Genomic DNA, 20797 nt, shown 5'->3' on the forward strand with positions numbered 1-20797 from the left:
TGAACTCTTCTTGCCTCGGGCTCTAGGAACAATTTGCGTGGTTAGGACCTTTTTTACCCTGGAGTGCAGGCAGCCCTTTCCTCCAGCCCCGCCCCCATGCGCCACTCTCCGCCCATCCGCGGCCTCTCCGCACCAACCCGCTGAAAACCCACCCGTTCCATGCTATTCTCCGCCCCGTTCATCTGGGGAGGAGTACACCATGAAACATCTGACTTTGGCCGCCGCGATCACCCTCCTGGCGTCGCCGCTTCTGGCCGGGCAATGCCCCGCCGATATTGCCGCCATCGACGCCGCGCTGGCCGCAGGCACCGAACTGTCGGAGGAAGACCTCGCAACCGTCCAGGAACTGCGCGACGAGGGGCAGGCCCAGCATGACGCGGGCGACCACGGCGCCTCGGTCGAAACCCTGGCGGAAGCCAAGGCGATGCTGGGGATCTGAGGCCCGCCCCCGAAACAGAAAACGCCCGGCGGAACACCGGGCGTTTTGCATCTCCTCACGCAGGCAGCTGCGCTTACAGCGCGTCCTGCACGTCCTGCGCCGCGCCGCTGATGGCGTTGCCGGCCTTGGAAATGTCGCGCCCGGCGCCCTTAGCGGTCTCACAGGCTGCCAGCCCCAGCAGCATCAGCGCGCAGGCAAAAATCCGCATCATCGGTGAAGGCTCCTCATCTCTGCTCAATCCTCTTTTACTGATGTCTAGCAAGCTGTCCGCGCCTGCGCCAGAGGGTCCTGAGAGGAGACGTCTCCGGCGCGGATCGCGTCATGGTTGCTGAAGCCGGTTTCCGGGCTATCTCCTGCGGCAGGGCGCCCGCTGCGCGGGTGTCCGTCAAAGCGGAGCAATGGGGGAGCGCGCTTGTGGCACAGGACGGAGGCGGGGCAGGCCCGCAATTCAGCGGGGAAGCTTCTGAAAACATCGCCATTTTCCAAGAGCTGCTGAACCAGTACCGGCACCAGAACGGCCTGCTCTGGAGCCGTGTGCAGCATGTGATTTCCATCCAGCTTGCGGTGCTGGCAGGCACCTACGGGCTTGATCTGCCGGGCCTGACAGAGCGGCTGCTGAATGGCGTCAGCTTCCTGGCCCTGCTGGCGGTTCTGCTGGTGATGCGGCGGGACATCGAGGTGCGCGACCGCTTCCTGCCCGGGATAAACCGCTATCTGGAGGGCAAATTCACCTGGCAGGATGGAGACGGCATCATTGCCAAGGCCAAGCGGCTTCCCCGGGTGACAGGGGACACGGTCATTCATTGTGTGATAGGCGCCGCGATGCTGCTGAATGCGCTGGTCGTGCTGCTCGGCTCCAGCAGAATTGAACAGTTTCTCCTCTGCATGTTCTGACAGCCCCTTCGGGCAGGCGGCTGCGCTGTTGACACAAATCAAGGCCAAAGCCGGCAGCGCCGCTAGCGTGGAGAACGCACCGCAAAAGGAGGCAGAACCATGGACCTATCAACCCGCAAACAGGCGCTGGAGGCGCGCCGCGCCGAGCTGACCGGGCATCTGAGCAAGGTGGAGCACACGCTGGACGCGCCGATGCCGCAGGACTGGGAGGACCGCGCGTCGGAGCGCCAGGGCGACGAGGTGCTGGAAAGCCTCGGCAATGCAGAGCTGGATGAACTGCGCCGGATTGATGCTGCACTGGAGCGGATCAAGGCGGGCACCTATGGCATCTGCGCGGCCTGCGGCGAGCGGATTTCGGACGCGCGGCTGGACCTGCTGCCCGCCGCCCCGCTGTGCAAGACCTGCGCCGGCGCTGCGGCAGGATAAATGGCGGCACCAGCCGTATCCTTTCGGCGCAACCTGCCGGGGCCGGGCATTCAGGCCGCCCGGCTGCGGCCCGCGGACGGCCCCTGCCCTCCGCGCATCCCTGCCAAAACCCGGCAAATTCTCCGCGCCGCCTGCACGTCGCGCAGAAATGCGCTATACTGCTGCGGTACCCGGGACGCGCACCCCTTGTGGCGGAAGACACAAGCAACGGAGGACGATCCGCATGGATGCAATCAAAGCCGCTGAATATGCCCGCGCGCTCTACAGCGCGCATGGCGACAAGGCCGAGGCCGAAGCCGCGCAGAAGATGCGCGCCTGCGAAGAGGCCGGCAAGGACAGCGAGGCGGCAGACTGGAAAGCCGTCCGCCAGGCCGTCCGCGCGATGCGCGGGCCGAACCAGACCTGAGCGAAACCAGCGCTGGAGGGCCGCGGAAGGCGGCGCTCCAGCCGCCCTCACTCCCCGTTTACCACGATTGAAAACGGCGCCGGATTGCGCCATACTATGGCCAATTCCGCGGGCATCAGACCCGCTTGCCAAGAACGGGGCATGAGCAGATGAAAATTTTCCTGACAACCGCGCTATGCGCTGGATTTCTTGCAGCACTGGCACCCGCGGGTGCTGAGGCGGGCTCGATTGAGCGCGCCTGCCGCCAGTCGGACCGCACTGCGGCCTCGCCTTCGCTGTGCAACTGCATCCAGAAGGTGGCCAACGTCAGCCTGACCGCCTCCGAGCGCAAGACCGTCTCCAAGTGGTTTGCCGATCCGCACCAGGCCCAGGTGGTGCGCCAGTCCTCCAACCGCAACGACGAGCGGCTGTGGCTGCGCTACAAGGCCTTTGGCGACCATGCGGCACGCAGCTGCGGCTGAGGCGGCGGCACATTCACGATTGCTGGGGGCGTCCTTCGGGGCGCCTTTTCTATTGATGCATTCGCACTGCGGCATTTTCGCAAGGGGGAAAGACTGCGGCATTGCCACCCTTGACCCGCGCAGCCTCAATCCGCAAAGAACGGCCTAAGGTATTGGAGCAGTTGATATGTTGATCAAGGGCGTTTCCTTGCGCGGGCTGGAAGTGTTTGAGGCCTTGGCCAAGACCGGGTCCGTGGCGCAGGCCGCCGAGATGACCGGGCTCAGCCAGCCGGCCGTCAGCCAGCAGATGCGGAACCTGGAAAAGGCGCTGGACAGCGAGCTGATCGACCATGGCCGCCGCCCGATGGTGCTGACCGCCGCCGGGCGCAGCTTCCTGGCACGGACCGAGGCGGTGCTGGGCGAACTGCGGCTGGCCCAGAGCGAGCTGACGGTGATGGACCTTACCCACCTGCAGGCGCTGTCGATCGGGCTGATTGACGATTTCGACAATGACCTGACGCCGCGGCTGGCCACCATCCTGGCCGACAGCCTGACCCAATGCCGGTTCAAGATGATCACCGCCTCCAGCCATGACGTGGTGCGGGCGATGGAAGCGCGGGAGCTGCATATCGCCATTGCCGCCACTGCCGGGGGCTTGCATGAGGGGCTGGTGGAATACCCGCTGGTGCGCGATCCCTTCATCCTGGTGGCGCCGCGCGGCGCGGTCTCGGATGCGGCGCAGGCGGCGGAGCAGCTGCAGGACCTGCCGTTTCTGCGTTATGCCCGCGAGCAGCTTATCTCGCAGCAGATCGAGGGGCTTTTGGGGCGCCAGAAGCTGGAGTTCGAGGACCGTTTCGAGGTCGGTTCGCATCTGGCGCTGATGGCGATGGTGGCGCGGCGGATCGGCTGGGCGATCACCACGCCGCTGGGGTACATGCGCGCGGGCCGGTTCCACGACCAGATTGACGCTTTTCCGCTGCCCTTCGGGGAGATGTCCCGGACGATTTCTTTGTTCACTGCTGCCGACTGGGCCGACCGGGTGCCGCGGGACGTGGCTGAAACCGTGCGCCGCCTGGTGCAGAGCCATATGATCGACCCTGCGGTGCAGCAGATGCCGTTCCTGGCGGGCGGTTTCAGGGTGATAGGCGAGTAACTACAGCGCCGCCTTGAGGCCCTTGGCGGCCTGTTCGATCAGGTCCAGGCAGCCGTCGAAGTCACGGGTGTAATAGGGATCCGGCACATGATCCGCGCCGGTTTCCGGCGCGTAGTCGGTGAACAGGCGCACCGGGGTTTCGCTGCCCGCGGGGCGCAGCGCCTCGATGTTCTCCAGGTTGCTGTCATCCATGGCAATGATCAGGTCGAAAGCCTCGAAATCGCCGCGCCGGAACTGGCGGGCGCGCAGGTCCGAAATATCCAGTCCCCGCGCCTGTGCCGCCGCCTGCATCGGGCCGTAGGGCGGCTCTCCCACGTGGTAGGACGCGGTGCCTGCACTGTCGGTCTCAACCTCCGGGCTCAGCGCCCGGAACACACCCTCGGCGGCCGGCGAGCGGCAGATGTTTCCTAGGCAGACAAACAGAATACGGGTAGGCATTGGGTCATGGCTCCTGCTGGACAGGGCCAGTGATAGGAGGTTCTGCAGCGATGGGAAAGAGCAGCCGGAAGATCGTGATCCTGACCGGCGCCGGGATTTCCGCTGAAAGCGGTCTGGGCACCTTCCGCGACGAAGGCGGCCTCTGGGCGCAGCACCGGATCGAGGATGTGGCGACGCCGGAGGGCTTCGCACGCAATCCGGATCTGGTTCACGGGTTCTACAATGCGCGCCGCGTTCAGGCGGCGGGCGCTGAACCCAACCCGGCGCATCAGGCGCTGGCGCGGCTGCAGGCGGACCATCCGGGCGAGGTGGTGATTGTCACCCAGAACGTGGACGGGCTGCATGAGGCTGGCGGTGCTAACGCGGTGCTGCACATGCATGGCACCCTGGCAGGGGCGCTGTGCGGTGCGTGCAGCCACCGCTGGGCTGCGCCAATGCAGATGCAAACCGGCCAGCCCTGCCCCGCCTGCGCCGCGCCTGCGGGGCGGCCCGACGTGGTTTGGTTCGGCGAAATGCCGTATTACATGGAGGAGATCTACGCCCATCTGGCCGGGGCGGATCTGTTTGCCGCCATCGGCACCTCGGGCGAGGTCTACCCGGCCGCGGCCTTTGTCGATGAGGCGCATCTGGCGGGGGCGCATACGGTGGAATTGAACCTGGAGCCGTCGGCCACCGCCTCCCGCTTTGCAGAGCGCCGCTTTGGCCCCGCCAGCGAAACCGTGCCCGCCTGGGTGGCGGAGCTGCTGGGCCGGCCCTAGACGGCAAAAGCCCGCCAAGCGGCGGGCTTTGGGCGCGCAGGAGGGCCGCAGCGCGGCCTGACGCCGCGCCCGCCCTTCTCGTCACGGGATCAGTTGGAGTGGGTGGAGTGATCGCCGTGGCCCTGGGCCTTGCGCTCCAGATCAACCGGCACTTCGACCTCGACCTCGCCGGCCTTCTCGAACACCAGCGTAACCTTCACCACGTCGCCGTGGTTCAGTTCCTGGTTCAGGCCCATGAACATGATGTGGTCGCCGCCGCGCTTCAGCATGTGGGTTTCGCCTGCGGGCACAGCAAAGCCTTCCTCCACATGCATCATCTTCATGACGCCGTCATCGCCTTCCTTGTGGGTGTGCAGCTGCACCTTGGCGGCCACGTCGGAACGCACGTCGATCAGCTGATCATCGGCCTCGCCCTTGTTCATGATCTCCATGAAGGCGGCACCGGCCTTGGCCGCCGGGGAAGATACCCGCGCGTATTGGTCATGCACCATGATCATGGCATCGCCAGCAAAGGCAGAAGTGGCAAAGGCAGCAGCAGCCGCAGCTGCAAAGACAACAGACTTCAGGGACATTTTCAGTCTCCTCATAGCAGGGTTTTCAAATTTCAGATGGGTAAGGGGGCGGTCAGGCAGCCGCTGGCGGCGCACGGGCGCTGGCCTGCAGGATATGCTGCACTGAGGCCAGTGCGGCCTGCTGATCGGCTGTCACTTCGCTGCAAACCGCAACCGGTGGCAACAGCCCTGCAGGCGGCGCCACCGCGTCCAGCACATGCATCACGCAGTCGGGGCAATTGTGCGGCGGCTTGGCCGGCTGGCCCTCGCTGTCCACATAGATGGTGACCGGACCGGTGCCGGTGCAGATCACCATCTGGCCCGCAGCGTTACGTTCCCCCTGCCGGGCTGCGGCGCTGTGCGCCGTCAAGGCAACGGCCAGGGCCAGGAACAGGCCAAGGAATATGCGCAAGGCGGGTATCATCGCAGGCAGATATGCCCCCAAGGCAAGCCGTCTGCAAGGCGCAATCCTGCGGCAGATTGCGCAAACGCAAACACCGCGCAGAGTTGCCTCTGCGCGGTGTGTGTAATCCGATCCGGTGAAGGGATCAGGCCAGGGAATTAAGCCTGTGCGGCTTGTGCCTTGGCGATCTCTTTCTTCACTTTCAGCGCGTTTGCCGACAGCTCTTCGTCCTTGGCTTTGGCCAGGAACGCGTCCAGGCCGCCGCGGTGGTCGACAGAGCGCAGGGCTGCTGCGGAGATCTTCAGCTTGACGCCACGGCCCAGAACTTCGGACTGCAGGGTCACGTCGTTCAGGTTGGGCAGAAAGCGGCGCTTGGTTTTGTTGTTGGCGTGGCTGACATTGTTGCCAGTCATCGGGCCTTTTCCGGTCAGTTCGCAACGGCGCGACATATCTTCATCCTTCGTTTCTGGAGGCTCCGGCAGTCCGGCGCCAAATCACAAGGGGCGCGGCCATTGGCTGCGCCCGAAAACTGGTCCGCTGCTCTTACGCTCAACCGGCAACAGCGTCAAGTGATTCAACTCAGCTTTCTTGCCGGGCTTACTGCACCCTTTTCCGGCCCGCTGCAAGGGGCCTGCGGCCCTGCCGGAGGGGCCTCAGGACGCGCCCAGCGCCTTCAGCATGATCCGCGCCGCCTCGCCCGGGCTTTTGCCGCCCTCGGCAACTGTTCCCGCCAGCTCCGCCATCTGCGCCTTGGCGTCCGGTGTTTCCAGCCGTGCCAAGAGCGCTTGGCGCACTTCCTGATCGAACCAGTAGCAGGCCTGATCGGCGCGGCGGCGGTCCCAATGGCTGTTCTCCTTGCGCCAGGCGGTCAGCGCCTGCATTTCTTCCCAGGCCTTGTCCAGCCCGTGCTCTTCAACAGCGGAGACCATCAGCGCCTTGGGGAAACCCTCGGGGTCCTGCGGGCGCTTGCGCAACAGCCGCAGGGCGCCGGCGTAGTCGGCGCAGGTGCGGGTGGCGACGGGTTTCAGCGGCCCGTCGGCCTTGTTCACCAGAATGAGGTCGGCCATTTCCATGATGCCGCGCTTCACCCCCTGCAGCTCATCACCGCCAGCAGGCGCCAGCAGCAGCAGGAACAGGTCCGACATCTCTGCCACCACGGTTTCCGACTGGCCAACGCCGACGGTTTCGATCAGCACCACGTCAAAGCCTGCCGCCTCGCATAAGGAAACCGCTTCGCGGGAGCGGCGGGCGACGCCGCCCAGGTGGCTCTGGCTGGGGGACGGTCGGATGAAGGCATTGCGCTCGCGGCTGAGGCGCTCCATCCGGGTCTTGTCGCCCAGAATGGACCCGCCGGAGCGGGCGGAGCTGGGATCAACCGCCAGAACCGCGACGCGCAGGCCAAGCCCGGTCAGCATCATGCCGAAGCTTTCGATGAAGGTGGATTTGCCAACGCCCGGCGTGCCCGACAGGCCGATGCGCAGCGACTGGCGCTTGTGCTTGGCCAGCTCCGACAGCAGTTCGCCCGCCTTGGCGCGGTGATCCTCGCGGCCGCTTTCCACCAGGGTGATGGCACGGGCCAGCGCCCGGCGGTCGCCGTCGAGGATCTTCTGTGTCAATTGTCCGGTGTCCATGCGCGCCTTCCTGTCTTGATGGGCTGGACCTTGGCGCAAGCCGCGCCGCAAAGTCCAGCCCCTGCCGTCTGGCGCGCACCCTACATCAGCGCACGCCGCAGGAAAGGCGGCAAATCCGCCGCGCCTGATGCGGTTTGCGCAAACGCGCCGGGGCAGACTGGCCGCTAGACCTCCCCCTCCGCTTTGGCGATAAGGCGGGAATGACCAGATTGCCGATCGAAGACGCCCTCCCCGAACTGCTGACCGCCCTGCGCGCCCGCGGCCGTGCCGTGCTGCAGGCCCCGCCCGGCGCGGGCAAGACCACGCGGGTGCCGCTGGCGATGCTGGAGGCCGGGCTGACAAAGGGCCGCATCGTGATGCTGGAACCCCGCCGCCTAGCCGCCCGAGCCGCAGCGGAGCGGATGGCGGAAACGCTGGGGGAGAAACCCGGCCAGACCGTCGGCTACAGGGTGCGCGGCGATGCCAAGGTCTCCAAATCCACCCGCATCGAGGTGGTGACCGAGGGCATCCTGACCCGGATGCTGCAATCGGACCCGGACTTGCCAGGTGTCGGCGCGGTGATCTTTGACGAATTCCACGAACGCTCGCTGAACGCCGATCTTGGTCTTGGCTTATGCCTGGAAGTCGCAGGCGCGCTGCGGGATGACCTGATGCTGCTGGCGATGTCGGCAACGCTGGACGCCGGGCCGGTGGCAGCGCTGATGGATGCGCCGATGGTGACATCTGAGGGGCGCAGCTACCCGGTAGAGACCCGCTGGCTGGAGCGCCCGCTGCCCGCCCAGGCGCGGCGCGTGGACGCCTTGGCGGATCTGGTGGTGCAAGCTGAAAGGGATACCAAGGCCACCGGCGGCGGCATTCTGGTGTTCCTGCCCGGCGAGGGCGAGATCCGCCGCGCCGCCGGCGCGCTGGAGAAGCGCCTGCCGGGCCACTGCCATATCCGGCCGCTGTTCGGCGCCCTGCCCTTTGCCGAGCAGCGCGCAGCGATCCAGCCCGAGGCGCAGGGCCGCAAGGTGGTGCTGGCGACCTCGATTGCCGAGACCTCGCTGACCATTCAGGACATCCGCGTGGTGGTGGATATGGGCCAGGCGCGCCGTGCCCGGTTTGATCCCGGCTCCGGCATGTCGCGGCTGGTGACTGAGAAAGTGACCCGCGCCGAAGCCACCCAGCGCCAGGGCCGCGCGGGCCGGGTGGCAGAGGGCATCTGCTACCGGCTCTGGACCAAGGGCGAGGAAGGTGCGCTGATGGCGTTTCCGCCGGCCGAGATCGAAAGCGCCGACCTGACCGCGCTGGCGCTGGAGCTGGCGTTGTGGGGTGCGGCACCGGACGATCTGATGTTCCTGACCCAGCCGCCCGCGGGTGCGATGGCAGAGGCGCAGGCGCTGCTTGCCATGCTGGGGGCGCTGGATGCTCAGGGCCGGATCACCGAGCACGGCAAGGCGCTGGCCGCCCTGCCCTTGCATCCGCGGCTTGGCCATATGCTGTTGCAAGCAGGCCCTGCGGCTGCCCCCTTGGCGGCGCTGTTGGGCGAACGCGACCCGCTGCGCGGCGCGCCTGCGGATCTGTCCTTGCGGCTGAAGGCGCTGCGGGATGCAAAGGGCTTTGCGCGCAATCACCCCTATCAGCTGAACCGCCCGGTAGCGGAGCGGATCAAGAGCGAGGCGCGGCGGCTGGAGAAACAGGCGGGCCGCCGGGATGCAGGCCTGTCTGCCGCGATGATGGCCGCCCTCGCCTATCCGGACCGCGTCGGCCAGCGCCGCAAGGGCGACAGCCCGCGGTTCGTGCTGTCCGGCGGCAAGGGTGCCATTCTGGATGGCGGCGACACGCTAGCGGGGGCGCCGTTCATCGTGGCGCTGGATACCGACGGCAACCCGCGCGAAGCGAAGATCCGCATGGCGGCGCAGATTTCGCTGGGTGAAATCCGCGAGCTGTTTGCCGATCAGATTGCCTGGGAGGACAGCTGCGAATGGTCCAAGCGCGACCGGCGGGTGGCGGCCCGCCAGCAGGAGCGCTTTGGCGCCGTGGTGCTGGATGACCGGATCTGGAAGGAGGTGCCGCCGGAGGCGGTGGCGCAAGCCATGCTCGACGGCGTGCGCGACCTCGGCCTGCGACTGTCAGGTGCGGCGGCGCGGCTGGCAGCACGGGTGGAGCTGGTGCGGGCGGAAGGCTTTGACCTGCCGGACTTTTCCCTGCCCGGCCTGACAAACAGTTTGGAGCACTGGCTGCTGCCGATGCTGGACGGGGTGAAATCGGCCGAGGACTGGAAACGCTTTGACCTGCTGCCCGCGCTGAAGGCCGCGCTCAGCTGGGAACAGACGCAGGTGCTGGACCGCGAGGCGCCGGGCAGTTTCACCACCCCGCTTGGGCGCAAGATCCCGATCAGCTATGACGGCGAGATCCCGGAAATCTCGGTCCGCCTGCAGGAGATGTTCGGCGTCACCCGGCATCCGTCCGTGGGCGGCGTGCCGTTGAAGGTCTCGCTCTTGTCGCCCGCCCAGCGCCCGATCCAGATCACCCGCGATCTGCCCGGCTTCTGGGCCGGTTCTTATGCCGATGTGCGCAAGGACATGCGCGCCCAGTACCCCAAGCACCCCTGGCCCGAGGACCCGACCCAGGAAGACCCCACGCTCAGGGCGAAACGGCGAAAGTAGCGCCGCATTACGCAGCCGCGCTGCCCGGCCCAACGGCTGGCAGCGCATCCGTGATGCGCGGATCAGCGGGCGGGAGCCCCGCCTTCTGCCTGCGCCGGGGTTTAAGCGCATTTTCACGGTTTTCCGCGATCGGTGACTTCCGGCGCCATAGCACCGTAAAAAATACCTGTCAGATGCAGAATTCCGGCCCGGCCCCGCCGCCCGCCTTGAATCTTCGGGCAATAATGCATATTTTTCCACAACTACGCACAAAAAACCGGGACAAACCCAACACATCAAGGCTGAGCAGACATGACCCGCACCCTGACCCGCGCCTGGGAGGAAATCCTCAGGCCGATGCTGAAACGACCCAACCGCCTGCAAGTTGCCGCCCTGTGCTACCGCATGGGCGCGGAGGGCAAGGAAGTGCTGATGATTACCAGCCGCGGCACCGGCCGCTGGATCATCCCCAAGGGCTGGCCGGTCGAGGGCAAGGATGGTCCGGCCTCGGCGCTGCAGGAAGCCTGGGAAGAAGCCGGCGTCAGGAAAGCGCACATCTCCAAGCAGCCGATCGGCGAGTACCACTATGTAAAGCGCCGCGAGCACGGGCTGGACGAGCCGGTGACCACGCTGATCTTCTCAGCCGAGGTGGAGCAGCTGGAGGAAGACTATCCGGAATCCGCGGAACGGACCCGCCAGTGGATGGCACCGGCCCAGGCCGCAGAGCTGGTGCAGGAACCGCAATTGCAGGCCGTTTTACGCCAATTGTAAAAGTTATGTGACATTTTTATGTCAAACGCTTGAACCGCCTTCGGAGCGGCTATAGGCGCGTGCGCAGACCTCGGAATCAGGAATGCGACGATGAGCGATGCACCGCAGCGCACTCAATGGAACACGCTGGACAGGGATCTGAACCGGATCTCCCAGCTTGAACTGGCCACAAGCTATGTCTCCCGCCCGCTGGTGGGTCCGGGCATCGCCCTGGCCTTCATCGTGCTGGCGGGCCTTGCCGCCGGCGTCTTCTTCGGCGGCTCGGCGATGAGCATGGTGGTGATCGCCGCCGCGGCCTTCGGCGCCTATATGGCGATCAACATCGGCGCCAATGACGTTGCTAACAACATGGGGCCGGCGGTGGGCGCAAATGCGCTGACCATGGGCGGCGCCATCGTGATTGCCGCCATCTGTGAAAGCGCAGGCGCCCTGCTGGCAGGCGGCGATGTGGTCTCGACCATTTCCAAGGGTATCATCGACCCCGCCGCGGTGAGCAGCAGCAGCATTTTCATCTGGGCGATGATGGCGGCGCTAATCTCCTCGGCGCTGTGGGTGAACCTGGCCACCTGGGTCGGCGCGCCGGTCTCCACCACCCACTCAGTCGTGGGCGGCGTGCTGGGTGCCGGTGTGGCAGCGGCAGGCACCGCCGCGGTGAACTGGCCCACCATGGGCAAGATCGCCGCCAGCTGGGTCATTTCGCCGGTTCTGGGCGGTATCATCGCGGCCCTGTTCCTTGCCTTCATCAAGGCCAGGATCATCTATCAGGACGACAAGATCGCAGCCGCGCGCCGCTGGGTGCCGGTGCTAGTCGCCATCATGGCAGGCGCATTTGGTGCGTACCTGGCCCTCAAAGGCCTGAAAAAGATCGTCAAAATCGATCTCGAAACCGCGCTGCTGATCGGTGCCGGCGTCGGGGCGGTCTCCTATGTGATCACCGCGCCGCTGATCAAGCGCCAGTCCGAGGGTATGGAGAACCGCAACAAGTCGCTGAAGGCGCTGTTCGGCCTGCCGCTGGTGATCTCCGCGGGCCTCTTGTCCTTTGCCCATGGCGCCAATGACGTTGCCAACGCGGTCGGCCCGCTGGCCGCCATCGTGCACGCCACCGAGTTCGGCGATTTTGCCGCCAAGGTGGCAATCCCGACCTGGGTCATGGTGATCGGCGCCTTCGGCATCTCCTTTGGCTTGTTCCTGTTCGGCCCCAAGCTTATCCGCATGGTCGGCAGCCAGATCACCAAGCTGAACCCTATGCGCGCCTACTGCGTGTCGCTGTCCGCCGCCATCACCGTGATCGTGGCCAGCTGGCTGGGTCTGCCGGTCTCCTCCACCCATATCGCAGTGGGCGCAGTGTTCGGCGTCGGCTTCTTCCGCGAGTGGCACATGGAGCGCCGCCTGAAGAAATCCGCCGCGGGCCGCCCGGAGGCCAAACGCATCGCGCCGGAGGAACGCCGCCGCCGCAAGCTGGTGCGCCGCAGCCACTTCATGACCATCGTGGCCGCCTGGGTGATCACTGTTCCGGCCGCCGCGCTGCTGTCGGCGGTGATCTACCTGCTGCTCAACACCTTCGTCGGCTGAGCCGTTCAGCCGGAAAATCAAAGCCCCCGCGCCGTCCGACTGCGGGGGTTTTTCTTTGCCTTGGTTTTAGGCCCCTAGAACCGCTCCACCCAGGGCCGCAGCACCAGTTCATCCGACCAGGCGGAGCGGTGCTGATGGATCAGATGCATGTACTCAGCGGCAATCGCCTCCGGGTCCAGCATGCTGTCGGGGTTATCCGCGGCCTCTGTCCGCTCCGGCCGGGCGGCATTACGGATGCCGCCGTCGATATTGACCCAGGCGACGTGAATGCCCTTGGGATGCAGCTCCCGCGCCATGGATTGCGCCAGACCGCGCTGCGCGAATTTGCCCATCGCAAAGGGCGCGGACTGGGCAAAACCCTTCACGCCTGCCGAGGCGCCAGTGAACAGGATGGTGCCGCGCCGCCCATTTTCTGGCTGCTGCGAAAGCATCCGCCGCGCCGCAGTCTGGCCCAACACAAAGGCGCCAAAGGCGGTGACCTCCACCGCCTTGCGCGCCGCCTCCGGGTCCAGCTCCGCAATGGGGCCGCGCAGCCGGGCTGAAGGGTTGTAGCAGGCCACACGCAGATCACCCGGCAGGCTGCCGATCAGCGCGGCAGTTCCGTCTGCGTCAGTGCCGTCGAGCACGTGCAGCGCCGCCCCGGACTCCGCCGCCAGCTTCTCCAGCTTGTCCGTATTGCGGGCCGCCAGATGCACCGCATAGCCCGCAGCAGAGAGCTGCCGGGCAAAGGCCGCCGACAGGCCGGTCCCTGCCCCGACGATGAGCGCCTGCGGTTTGGATGATGTCTGAGCCATGTTCAGCCCTCCCCTGTCCTACGGGAAATGCTGACGGCAATTCGGGGCAGACACAAGTCATTCCAAAAGGAGGCTTTGGCCGTTGGCTGCATCAGGCCTCTGCCGCGGCAGGCAGCTGCGCCAGAACATCAGCCGAGGTTACCACCTTGCCGAAGCCCGCGTGCAGGGCTGACAGCGTAACCTCCAGAACGGTCCCGGCATCCAGCATCCCGCCGTTGCGCGCGGGCATATCAAAGGCGATCAGCGCATCCTCCACCACCTCGATTTCAAACCCGAGGTTGGCGGCAGAACGGGCGGTTGAGTTGACGCAGAAGGCCGCCACGCCGCCCACGATCACCAGCCGGGTGATGCCGGCGTCCTGCAAATGACGCTCCAGCCCGGTGCCATAGAACCCAGAGGAGCCGGTTTTCCAGAACACCGCCTCGCCCGCCTGAGGCACCGCACAGGGCAAGGGCTGGCCGCTGGGCAGATCGCGGCGGAACTTGCTCTCGGTTCGCGGATCGTCATGCATCACGTGCACCACCGGCAGATCCGCGGTGCGGAAGGCCGCGGCCAGCTCTGCCACTGTCTCTTGCGCATCCGGGTTGGCCTGCGGGCGGCCAGCGGCGGCCACGTTGGCCATCTCCTGCTGCATGTCGACGATCAACAGGGCTGTACTGCGGTCCATGGGAAAATCCTCGCGGTGAAATCCTTGGCAGAAAGTTTGCCGAAACCGCGTCCGGCGGCCAGTGCAAACTCCCATGCCCCTGCGTCACGGGCGCATAGCGCACGAAAAAGGCGCGCAGCAGTGTCACCTGCTGCGCGCCCTGGCAAAATCGGGATGGCTGGCAGCTCAGCCGCCCAGGCACCAGCGCATGACCGCTTTCTGCGCGTGCAGGCGGTTTTCGGCCTCGTCAAAGATCACCGACTGCGGGCCATCCATCACGGCGGAGGTCACTTCTTCCTCGCGGTGGGCGGGCAGGCAGTGCATGAACAGCGCGTCGGGCTTCGCGTGGGCCATCAGCGCGTCGTTGACCTGGTAGGGCCGCAGCATGTTGTGGCGGCGTTCCTTGGAGGACTGGCTGTCGTGCATCGACACCCAGGTGTCTGCGACGACCAGATCGGCGCCTTCCACGGCTTTCACCGCATCCCGCTCGACCACAACCTTGGAGCCCGCCTTGCGCGCCAGTCCCATGAATTCCTCCTCCGGGTCCAGCTGCGAAGGCCCGGTGAAGGTGAGGTCGAAGCCGAACTGGCCGGCTGCATGGATGAAGGAGGCGCAGACATTGTTGCCATCGCCAGCCCACACCACCTTCTTGCCCTTGATGGAGCCGCGATGCTCCTCGTAGGTCTGAATGTCGGCCATGATCTGGCAGGGGTGGGTGCGGTCGGTCAGGCCGTTGATCACCGGCACGTCGGAATATTCCGCCATCTCGGTCAGCACGGTCTCGTCAAAGGTGCGGATCATGATCATGTCGACATAGCGGCTGAGGACGCGGGCGGTGTCGGCGATGGTCTCGCCATGGCCCAGCTGCATGTCCTTGCCCGACAGCACCATGGTCTGGCCGCCCATCTGGCGCACTCCGACGTCAAAGGACACCCGGGTCCGGGTTGAGGGTTTTTCGAAGATCAGCGCCACCATCCGGTCCTTCAGCGGCAGCTCATCATCCAGCGCCGCCTTGGGGCGGCCAAGGCGCGCCTGTTTGGTGGCCTTGGCCTGGTCGATGATCGCGCGCAGGTCGGCAGGGTCGGTTTTGTGGATGTCGAGAAAATGGTTCATGGTCGTATCGCTTTGTTCTGGCAAAGGCCGGGGGCTGCCTGCCCCCGGACCCCCGGGAGTATTTCTGCAAAGATGAAGATCAGGCGGCTTCGACCTGGGCGGCGGTTTTCTCCAGGCGGCTGACGGCCTCAGCGATGTCTTCATCGGTCAGGGTCAGCGGCGGCAGCAGGCGGATCACGTTGTCGGCAGCCGGGACGGTGATCAGCGCGTTGTCATAGCCCGCCTTCACCACATCGGCGTTCACCGCCTTGCACTTGAGGCCCAGCATCAGGCCGGAACCGCGCACCTCTTCAAAGACCTCGGGATGGTCGGCCACCAGCCCTTCCAGCTTCTGCCGCAACAGGCCCGCCTTGCGGTTCACCTCGGCCAGGAAGTCCGGGTCTGCCACATGATCCATCACCGCGCAGCCCACCGCGCAGCCCAGCGGGTTGCCGCCGTAGGTGGAGCCGTGGGTGCCTGCGGTCATGCCGCTGGCGGCGTCCTCGGTGGCCAGCACCGCGCCCAGCGGGAAGCCGCCGCCGATGCCCTTGGCCACCATCATGATGTCGGGTGTAATGCCCGCCCATTCATGGGCAAACAGCTTGCCGGTGCGCCCGACGCCGCATTGCACCTCATCCAGGATCAGCAACAGGCCGTGCTCATCGCAGATCTGCCGCAGCGCCTTCAGTTCTGCATCCGGCACCGGGCGGATGCCGCCCTCGCCCTGCACCGGCTCGATCATGATCGCGGCGGTTGTCTCAGAGATCGCATTGGTCACGCCATCCAGATCGCCAAAGGTCAGATGCACGAAGCCGGGCAGCAGCGGGCCGAAGCCCTTGACCATCTTCTCGGAGCCCGCGGCGGCGATGCCGGCAGAGGACCGGCCATGGAAGGAGCCGTCAAAGGTGATGATCTCCACCCGCTCCGGCTGGCCTTTGTCATAGAAATACTTGCGCGCCATCTTCACCGCCAGTTCGCAGGCCTCGGTGCCGGAGTTGGTGAAAAACACGGTATCGGCAAAGGTATGCTCCACCAGCTTGTCCGCCAGCGCCTGCTGCTGGGGAATATGGTAGAGGTTGGAGACATGCCACAAGGCTTGCGCCTGGGTGGTCAGCGCCTCCACCAGTGCCGGATGGGCATGGCCCAGCGCGTTGACCGCGATGCCGGAGCCCAGATCCAGAAAGCGGCGCCCGTCCGCCGTGGTCAGCCAGGCGCCTTCGCCTTTGACGAACTCAAGCGGGGCACGGTTGTAGGTCGGCAGAACGGACGGGATCATCGGGATCATCCTTTTCAAAGGTGGAAGCCAAAGCTGTGCATCAGCAAGGGCCTTGGGTCAACGGTGGATCAATGGATTTCAGATGGGGGATGTGCTGCACGGCAGGCACAGGGGATCAAGGGCCGGTTACGCCAGGCGGCGTCGGCGTCGCGAGATGGGGGTATATGCGCGTTTGATCATGGATGGGTTCCATAGTGGAGGTTTTGGCGAAAGAAAACCCCTTTTGTGCAGCCCTCCCCGCCAAAGCGCCGCCTGGCCCATTCACCTTTGGCGAAATACTCCGGGGTGAATTGGCCGCAGGCCAAGAGGGGCAGCGCCCCTCTTCCTTACAAACCTGCGGGGGGCAGCGCGCCCGCCCTGGCGGCAATTTACGACAGCTGCCGCAGCCTTTCCCCTTGCATCCCGCGGCGGCTTGCCGCACCGGTTGTGCCATGACGCGCAACACCCCGCAGAACCCGGCCCTGGCCGCCGCCCTGATCCTGGCGGCAACCACCTTCATTGCGGGCACCACGCTGCTGGCCAAGTCATTGGGGACAGATGTGCTGGGCGCGCCGCTGCATCCGCTGCAGATCAGCCACGGGCGCTTCCTGTTTGCCTTCATGGCGATTTCCACTGCCGTGCTGATCCTGCGCCCGCGCTTCAGCCGCCCGCATTGGGGCTATCACATCGGGCGCACTTCGTTCGGCTGGGCCGGGGTCACGCTGATGTTTGCCTCTGTCGCCTATATCCCGCTGGCGGATGCCACCGCGATCACCTTCCTGAACCCGGTCTTCGGGATGCTGCTGGCCATCCCGCTCCTGGGCGAGCGGGTCGGCCCCTGGCGCTGGGGTGCGGCGCTGGTTGCGATGATCGGCGCGATGATCCTGCTGCGGCCCACACCCGCCAGTTTCCAGCCAGCGGCCCTGCTGGCCCTGGGGGCTGCGGCGGTGATGGGGCTGGAGCTGATCTTCATCAAGAAGCTGGCAGGCCGCGAAGGGCCGCTGCAGGTGCTGTGGTTCAACAACCTGCTGGGCATGATGATTGCCAGTTGCGCGGTGCTGCCGGTCTGGCAGATGCCAAGCGCGGGCCAATGGGGGGCGCTTGCGGCGCTGGGGCTCTTGATGGCTTGCGCGCAGGCCTGTTTCATCAACGGCATGGCGCGGGCCGATGCGTCCTTTGTGGCGCCGTTCAGCTATGCCACGCTGGTGTTTGCGGCGCTTTACGACTTCCTTGGCTTTGGCGTGGTGCCGGATGCGATTTCCTTCCTTGGCGCCTGCATCATCCTGGCGGGGGCCGCCATTCTGGCCTGGCGCGAGGGCCGGGTGCGCCCGCCTGCAGGCCGCGCGGCGGCGGCCGGGAAGTAACCCGCGCCGGAGCCGGCCTCACAAAAAGTTATTTGCATTCAATGGCCCCATGGCGACGCCGAGGTCGAAAAGTGGCAATTTCCGCCTGCACGGCACGGCACCCTGACCTGTAACAGGACAGGAGAATACCCATGCACGAAAGGCGAATCCCCGAATGGCTGCGCCACGCGCCGGTGCCCTCGGTCCGGGACTTCGGCATCCTGGCGGGGCTGGAGGCGGTCGTGCGCGGCACGCTGATCTCGGTGTTTCCGCTGATCATGTACCGGGCGCTGGGGGATGCCGGGCTGGTCTCGGCCTCCTATTTCGCGGTCGGCATCCTGTCGCTGCTGGCGGGGCTGATGGTGCCCGCGCTGGTGCGGCTGGTGCCGCGCCGCTGGGCCTACTCCCTGGGCGCGGCGATGTTCGTGCTGGCCGCAGCGCTGGCGATCGGGGGCAGCCCGGCCTCGGTGCTGGCGGCGCTGGCGCTCAACACCGTGGCGGCGGTCACCACCTTTGTCTGCTTCAACGCCTATGTGCTGGACTACATTTCCCGGGTGGAGCTGGGCAAATGCGAGACCTCGCGGATGTTCTATTCAGCCCTTGGGTGGACCGCCGGGCCGATGGCAGGCGTGCTGCTGCTGGATTGGTGGCCGCCTGCTCCGTTCCTGATTTCCGGCGCCGCCGCGCTCCTGATGCTGGCGGCCTTCTGGTGGATGCGCATGGGCAACGGCAAGCAGATCGCCCGCGCCCGCGGCCCGGCTTCCAACCCGCTGAGATACCTGCCGCGGTTCCTGGAGCAGCCGCGGCTGATCACCGGCTTTCTGTTTGCGGTGATCCGCTCAGCCGGCTGGTGGATCTATGTGGTCTACCTGCCGATTTTCGCCATCGAGAAAGGGCTGGGGCAGGAACTGGGCGGCATCCTGCTGTCCGTGACCAACGCCTGCCTGTTCGGCGCGCCGCTGCTGCAGCGCTGGGTACAGCGGCATTCGATCCGGCTGGCGGTGCGCACCGGTTTTCTGATCGTCACCCTGTGTTTCGGCGGAGCAGCCGCGCTGCAGGGCTGGCCAGAGGTTGCGGTGGGCCTGCTGATGGCGGGCTCAGCAGCGCTGATCCTCTTGGATATCTGCGGCGGGCTGCCGTTTCTGATGGCGGTGAAACCCTCCGAGCGGACCGAGATGTCGGCGGTCTACTCCAGCTACCGGGATATCTCCGGCATCCTGACGCCCGGGGCTGCCTGGCTGGTCTTGATGGTTTCTCCGCTGGCCGGCATCTTTGCGGCTGGCGCCGCAGCTGCCGCCTATGCCGCGCTGCTGGCAGGCAAGCTGCATCCGCGGCTGGGGCGCAAGAAGGCGGAAGCCCCGTCAGCGGAAGACCCGTTGCCCGCGGAATAACAGCGTCAGGGTTTCAGCCGGTAGCCCGTACGCAGCATCACCCAGGCCAGCAGGCAGACGGCAAAGGTGGCGCCGCTGCAGACCATCAGCCCCAGCAAGGGCGGGCTGTCGGAGGTGCCGATCACCCCGAATCGCACCCCGTCGATCAGGTAGAACACCGGGTTCAGATGCGAGATCACTTTCAGAACCGGCGGCAGCGCCTCCACCGAGTAGAAAGTGCCGGAGAGAAACGCCAATGGCGTCACGATGAAATTGGTGATCGCTGCCATCTGATCGAACTTGTCGGCAAACACGCCGGCCACGATACCCAGGCCGCCCAAGAAGGCCGCTCCCAGCACGATGAACACCAGCGCCGTCAGCGGGTGCGCGGGCACGATCTGCAGCACTGCCATCAGCCCCAGCCCGATGCCCAGCGCCACCAGCGTGCCGCGCGCCACCGCGCCGGCCAGATAGCCCAGCAGGATCTCCAGCCCCGACAAGGGCGGCATCAGCGTGTCGACGATATTGCCCTGCACCTTGGCAATAACGATGGAGGATGAGGTATTTGCAAAGGCATTCTGGATCACCGTCATCATCATGATGCCTGGCGCCAGGAAGGTCAGGAAGGGCACCCCCATCACATCGCCGCGCTTGGGCCCGATGGCGATGTTGAAGATCATCAGGAACAGCGCCGCGGTCACCAGCGGCGCCAGCAGGGTCTGGGTCCAGACCGCCAGGAACCGCTTCACCTCGCGCCAGGCCAGCGCCTTGAGCCCCAGCCAGTTCACCCGCCTGAACCGGCGTGCGCCCAATTCCACCTGATAGCCCTGATCCGCCATGCTGCCCCTCGCATTTCGTTGCCGGGACTGCATAACGGCTGTGCCAATAGGCGCAAGATGCCTTGTAACTCCGCCCGCAGTGATTAGAATAGGGGATCACACTGAATATGATGGCGGCCGCAGAACCCCTGGGGCCGCTATTAGCTTGGAAAGGCAACAGATGTCCTGGACAGACGAGCGCGTCGAACTGCTCAAGAAAATGTGGGGCGAGGGCCAGTCGGCCAGCCAGATCGCCAAGGAACTGGGCGGCGTCACCCGCAACGCCGTGATCGGCAAGGTGCACCGGCTCGGCCTGTCCAACCGCAACAGCGGCGGATCCAAGGCGGCTGAGCCGAAGGAAAAGCCGGCCGCCGCCCCCGCGGCCGCCGCGCCGAAGCCTGCCGCAGCAGCCAAGCCCAAACCGCAGCCCAAGACCGAACCGGCGCGTCCGGCCGCAGCCCAGCCTGCGGCAGACGCCAAACCGGCAACGCCTGCGCGCCGCCAGATCATCCCGGCCGGCCAGCCGCTGCCGCCGCAGCCCTCGGCCAATGAAATCAGCCCCGAGGCGCTGGCCAAGGTGAACGAGGTCGAGAAAAAGGCCAAGAAGCTGAGCCTGATGGAGCTGACCGAGCGCACCTGCAAATGGCCGGTCGGCGACCCGGCGACCGAGGACTTCTGGTTCTGCGGCCTGCCCTCGCAGCAGGGCAAACCCTATTGCGAGGCGCATGTGGGCGTGGCGTTCCAGCCGATGTCCTCGCGCCGCGACCGCCGCCGCTGACCGGCGCCGGACAGAGAATTCAAAGCTCCGGCATTGCGTCCGGGGCTTTTTTTGCGCGGCCTGCCATTTGGCAATTGAGGCCGCGTGGCAGAATGCGTTCCGAATGTGCAACCGCATCTGGCGGTTAACTTCCGCAGCATAGCCAAATCATCAAGCTGTGTCCGGTCTGCACAATGAAGCAGGCATTTTGAG

The 20797-nt window shown here is 65.9% G+C and carries 24 protein-coding genes; 13 read left to right on the forward strand and 11 right to left on the reverse strand.

Going from position 1 to position 20797, the window contains the following annotated elements; all coding sequences use genetic code 11:
* The first annotated feature begins 199 nt into the window (after positions 1–199).
* Positions 200–439: a hypothetical protein gene (locus A9D60_RS24630; RefSeq protein ID WP_065270024.1), complete on the forward strand. Its 240-nt coding sequence runs from the start codon at positions 200–202 to the stop codon at positions 437–439.
* A 73-nt stretch (positions 440–512) separates the two neighbouring features.
* On the opposite strand, the gene A9D60_RS25865 is transcribed toward A9D60_RS24630, so the two are convergent.
* Positions 513–650, reverse strand: a complete 138-nt coding sequence (locus A9D60_RS25865) for an entericidin A/B family lipoprotein (RefSeq protein WP_019296116.1) — start codon at positions 648–650, stop codon at positions 513–515.
* A 203-nt stretch (positions 651–853) separates the two neighbouring features.
* On the opposite strand from A9D60_RS25865, the gene A9D60_RS24635 reads away from it, so the two are divergent.
* From A9D60_RS24635 to A9D60_RS24655, 5 genes are all read left to right on the forward strand, one after another.
* Complete coding sequence (locus tag A9D60_RS24635; RefSeq protein WP_141118056.1) at positions 854–1333, forward strand: hypothetical protein; 480 nt, start codon at positions 854–856, stop codon at positions 1331–1333.
* 99 nt (positions 1334–1432) lie between these two features.
* Positions 1433–1759 (forward strand): TraR/DksA family transcriptional regulator, encoded by a 327-nt coding sequence (locus A9D60_RS24640; protein ID WP_065270026.1) that lies wholly within the window; start codon positions 1433–1435, stop codon positions 1757–1759.
* 223 nt (positions 1760–1982) lie between these two features.
* A complete protein-coding gene (locus A9D60_RS24645) occupies positions 1983–2165 on the forward strand; it encodes a hypothetical protein (protein WP_065270027.1) in 183 nt (60 codons plus the stop codon).
* 149 nt (positions 2166–2314) lie between these two features.
* Positions 2315–2626: a hypothetical protein gene (locus tag A9D60_RS24650; RefSeq protein WP_065270028.1), complete on the forward strand. Its 312-nt coding sequence runs from the start codon at positions 2315–2317 to the stop codon at positions 2624–2626.
* Positions 2627–2792: 166 nt separating this feature from the next.
* Positions 2793–3758: a LysR family transcriptional regulator gene (locus A9D60_RS24655; RefSeq protein ID WP_039185627.1), complete on the forward strand. Its 966-nt coding sequence runs from the start codon at positions 2793–2795 to the stop codon at positions 3756–3758.
* Here A9D60_RS24655 and A9D60_RS24660 read toward each other — a convergent pair whose 3' ends face one another.
* Positions 3759–4196, reverse strand: coding sequence for a low molecular weight protein-tyrosine-phosphatase (locus A9D60_RS24660; RefSeq protein WP_065270029.1), 438 nt, complete (start codon positions 4194–4196; stop codon positions 3759–3761).
* A gap of 50 nt (positions 4197–4246) precedes the next feature.
* Between A9D60_RS24660 and A9D60_RS24665 the strand changes: the two genes are divergently transcribed.
* Entirely contained in the window at positions 4247–4954 is a 708-nt protein-coding gene (locus A9D60_RS24665) for an NAD-dependent deacylase (RefSeq protein WP_065270030.1), read from the forward strand.
* An 89-nt stretch (positions 4955–5043) separates the two neighbouring features.
* Here the strand turns inward: A9D60_RS24665 and A9D60_RS24670 are convergent, their stop codons facing one another.
* The 4 genes from A9D60_RS24670 to meaB all read right to left on the reverse strand — a co-directional run bounded on the left by A9D60_RS24670 (position 5044) and on the right by meaB (position 7539).
* Entirely contained in the window at positions 5044–5526 is a 483-nt protein-coding gene (locus A9D60_RS24670) for a copper chaperone PCu(A)C (protein ID WP_065270031.1), read from the reverse strand.
* 52 nt (positions 5527–5578) lie between these two features.
* A complete protein-coding gene (locus A9D60_RS24675; RefSeq protein ID WP_254656796.1) occupies positions 5579–5917 on the reverse strand; it encodes a DUF2946 family protein in 339 nt (112 codons plus the stop codon).
* Positions 5918–6066: 149 nt separating this feature from the next.
* Positions 6067–6357, reverse strand: coding sequence for a 50S ribosomal protein L28 (gene rpmB / locus A9D60_RS24680; protein WP_065270033.1), 291 nt, complete (start codon positions 6355–6357; stop codon positions 6067–6069).
* 204 nt (positions 6358–6561) lie between these two features.
* Positions 6562–7539: a methylmalonyl Co-A mutase-associated GTPase MeaB gene (gene meaB, locus A9D60_RS24685; RefSeq protein WP_065270034.1), complete on the reverse strand. Its 978-nt coding sequence runs from the start codon at positions 7537–7539 to the stop codon at positions 6562–6564.
* A 200-nt stretch (positions 7540–7739) separates the two neighbouring features.
* Between meaB and hrpB the strand changes: the two genes are divergently transcribed.
* From hrpB to A9D60_RS24700, 3 genes are all read left to right on the forward strand, one after another.
* Positions 7740–10187: an ATP-dependent helicase HrpB gene (hrpB, locus tag A9D60_RS24690; RefSeq protein ID WP_065270035.1), complete on the forward strand. Its 2448-nt coding sequence runs from the start codon at positions 7740–7742 to the stop codon at positions 10185–10187.
* A 291-nt stretch (positions 10188–10478) separates the two neighbouring features.
* The gene (locus tag A9D60_RS24695; protein WP_065270036.1) at positions 10479–10937 is read left to right on the forward strand and encodes an NUDIX hydrolase; all 459 of its coding nucleotides are present in this window, start codon (positions 10479–10481) and stop codon (positions 10935–10937) included.
* A gap of 90 nt (positions 10938–11027) precedes the next feature.
* A complete protein-coding gene (locus A9D60_RS24700; RefSeq protein WP_065270037.1) occupies positions 11028–12509 on the forward strand; it encodes an inorganic phosphate transporter in 1482 nt (493 codons plus the stop codon).
* A 74-nt stretch (positions 12510–12583) separates the two neighbouring features.
* Here the strand turns inward: A9D60_RS24700 and A9D60_RS24705 are convergent, their stop codons facing one another.
* From A9D60_RS24705 to A9D60_RS24720, 4 genes are all read right to left on the reverse strand, one after another.
* On the reverse strand, positions 12584–13303 hold the full coding sequence (locus A9D60_RS24705; RefSeq protein WP_065270038.1) for an SDR family NAD(P)-dependent oxidoreductase: 720 nt from the start codon (positions 13301–13303) through the stop codon (positions 12584–12586).
* A 91-nt stretch (positions 13304–13394) separates the two neighbouring features.
* Positions 13395–13970 (reverse strand): isochorismatase family protein, encoded by a 576-nt coding sequence (locus A9D60_RS24710; protein ID WP_065270039.1) that lies wholly within the window; start codon positions 13968–13970, stop codon positions 13395–13397.
* Between the two features lie 165 nt (positions 13971–14135).
* Positions 14136–15062, reverse strand: coding sequence for an ornithine carbamoyltransferase (argF, locus tag A9D60_RS24715; RefSeq protein ID WP_065270040.1), 927 nt, complete (start codon positions 15060–15062; stop codon positions 14136–14138).
* A 79-nt stretch (positions 15063–15141) separates the two neighbouring features.
* Positions 15142–16317 (reverse strand): aspartate aminotransferase family protein, encoded by a 1176-nt coding sequence (locus A9D60_RS24720; protein WP_065270109.1) that lies wholly within the window; start codon positions 16315–16317, stop codon positions 15142–15144.
* Positions 16318–16748: 431 nt separating this feature from the next.
* On the opposite strand from A9D60_RS24720, the gene A9D60_RS24725 reads away from it, so the two are divergent.
* Entirely contained in the window at positions 16749–17660 is a 912-nt protein-coding gene (locus A9D60_RS24725; RefSeq protein ID WP_065270041.1) for a DMT family transporter, read from the forward strand.
* 131 nt (positions 17661–17791) lie between these two features.
* On the forward strand, positions 17792–19030 hold the full coding sequence (locus A9D60_RS24730; protein ID WP_065270042.1) for an MFS transporter: 1239 nt from the start codon (positions 17792–17794) through the stop codon (positions 19028–19030).
* Between the two features lie 5 nt (positions 19031–19035).
* On the opposite strand, the gene A9D60_RS24735 is transcribed toward A9D60_RS24730, so the two are convergent.
* On the reverse strand, positions 19036–19848 hold the full coding sequence (locus A9D60_RS24735; RefSeq protein WP_065270043.1) for an ABC transporter permease: 813 nt from the start codon (positions 19846–19848) through the stop codon (positions 19036–19038).
* A gap of 160 nt (positions 19849–20008) precedes the next feature.
* Here A9D60_RS24735 and A9D60_RS24740 point away from each other — a divergent pair, with 160 nt between their 5' ends.
* Positions 20009–20605 carry a GcrA family cell cycle regulator gene (locus A9D60_RS24740; protein WP_065270044.1) on the forward strand — a complete coding sequence of 199 codons (597 nt, stop codon included), beginning with the start codon at positions 20009–20011 and terminating at the stop codon, positions 20603–20605.
* Positions 20606–20797: the final 192 nt, after the last annotated feature.

The sequence above is a fragment of the Leisingera sp. JC1 genome, assembly GCF_001679925.1.
Lineage (GTDB): Bacteria > Pseudomonadota > Alphaproteobacteria > Rhodobacterales > Rhodobacteraceae > Leisingera.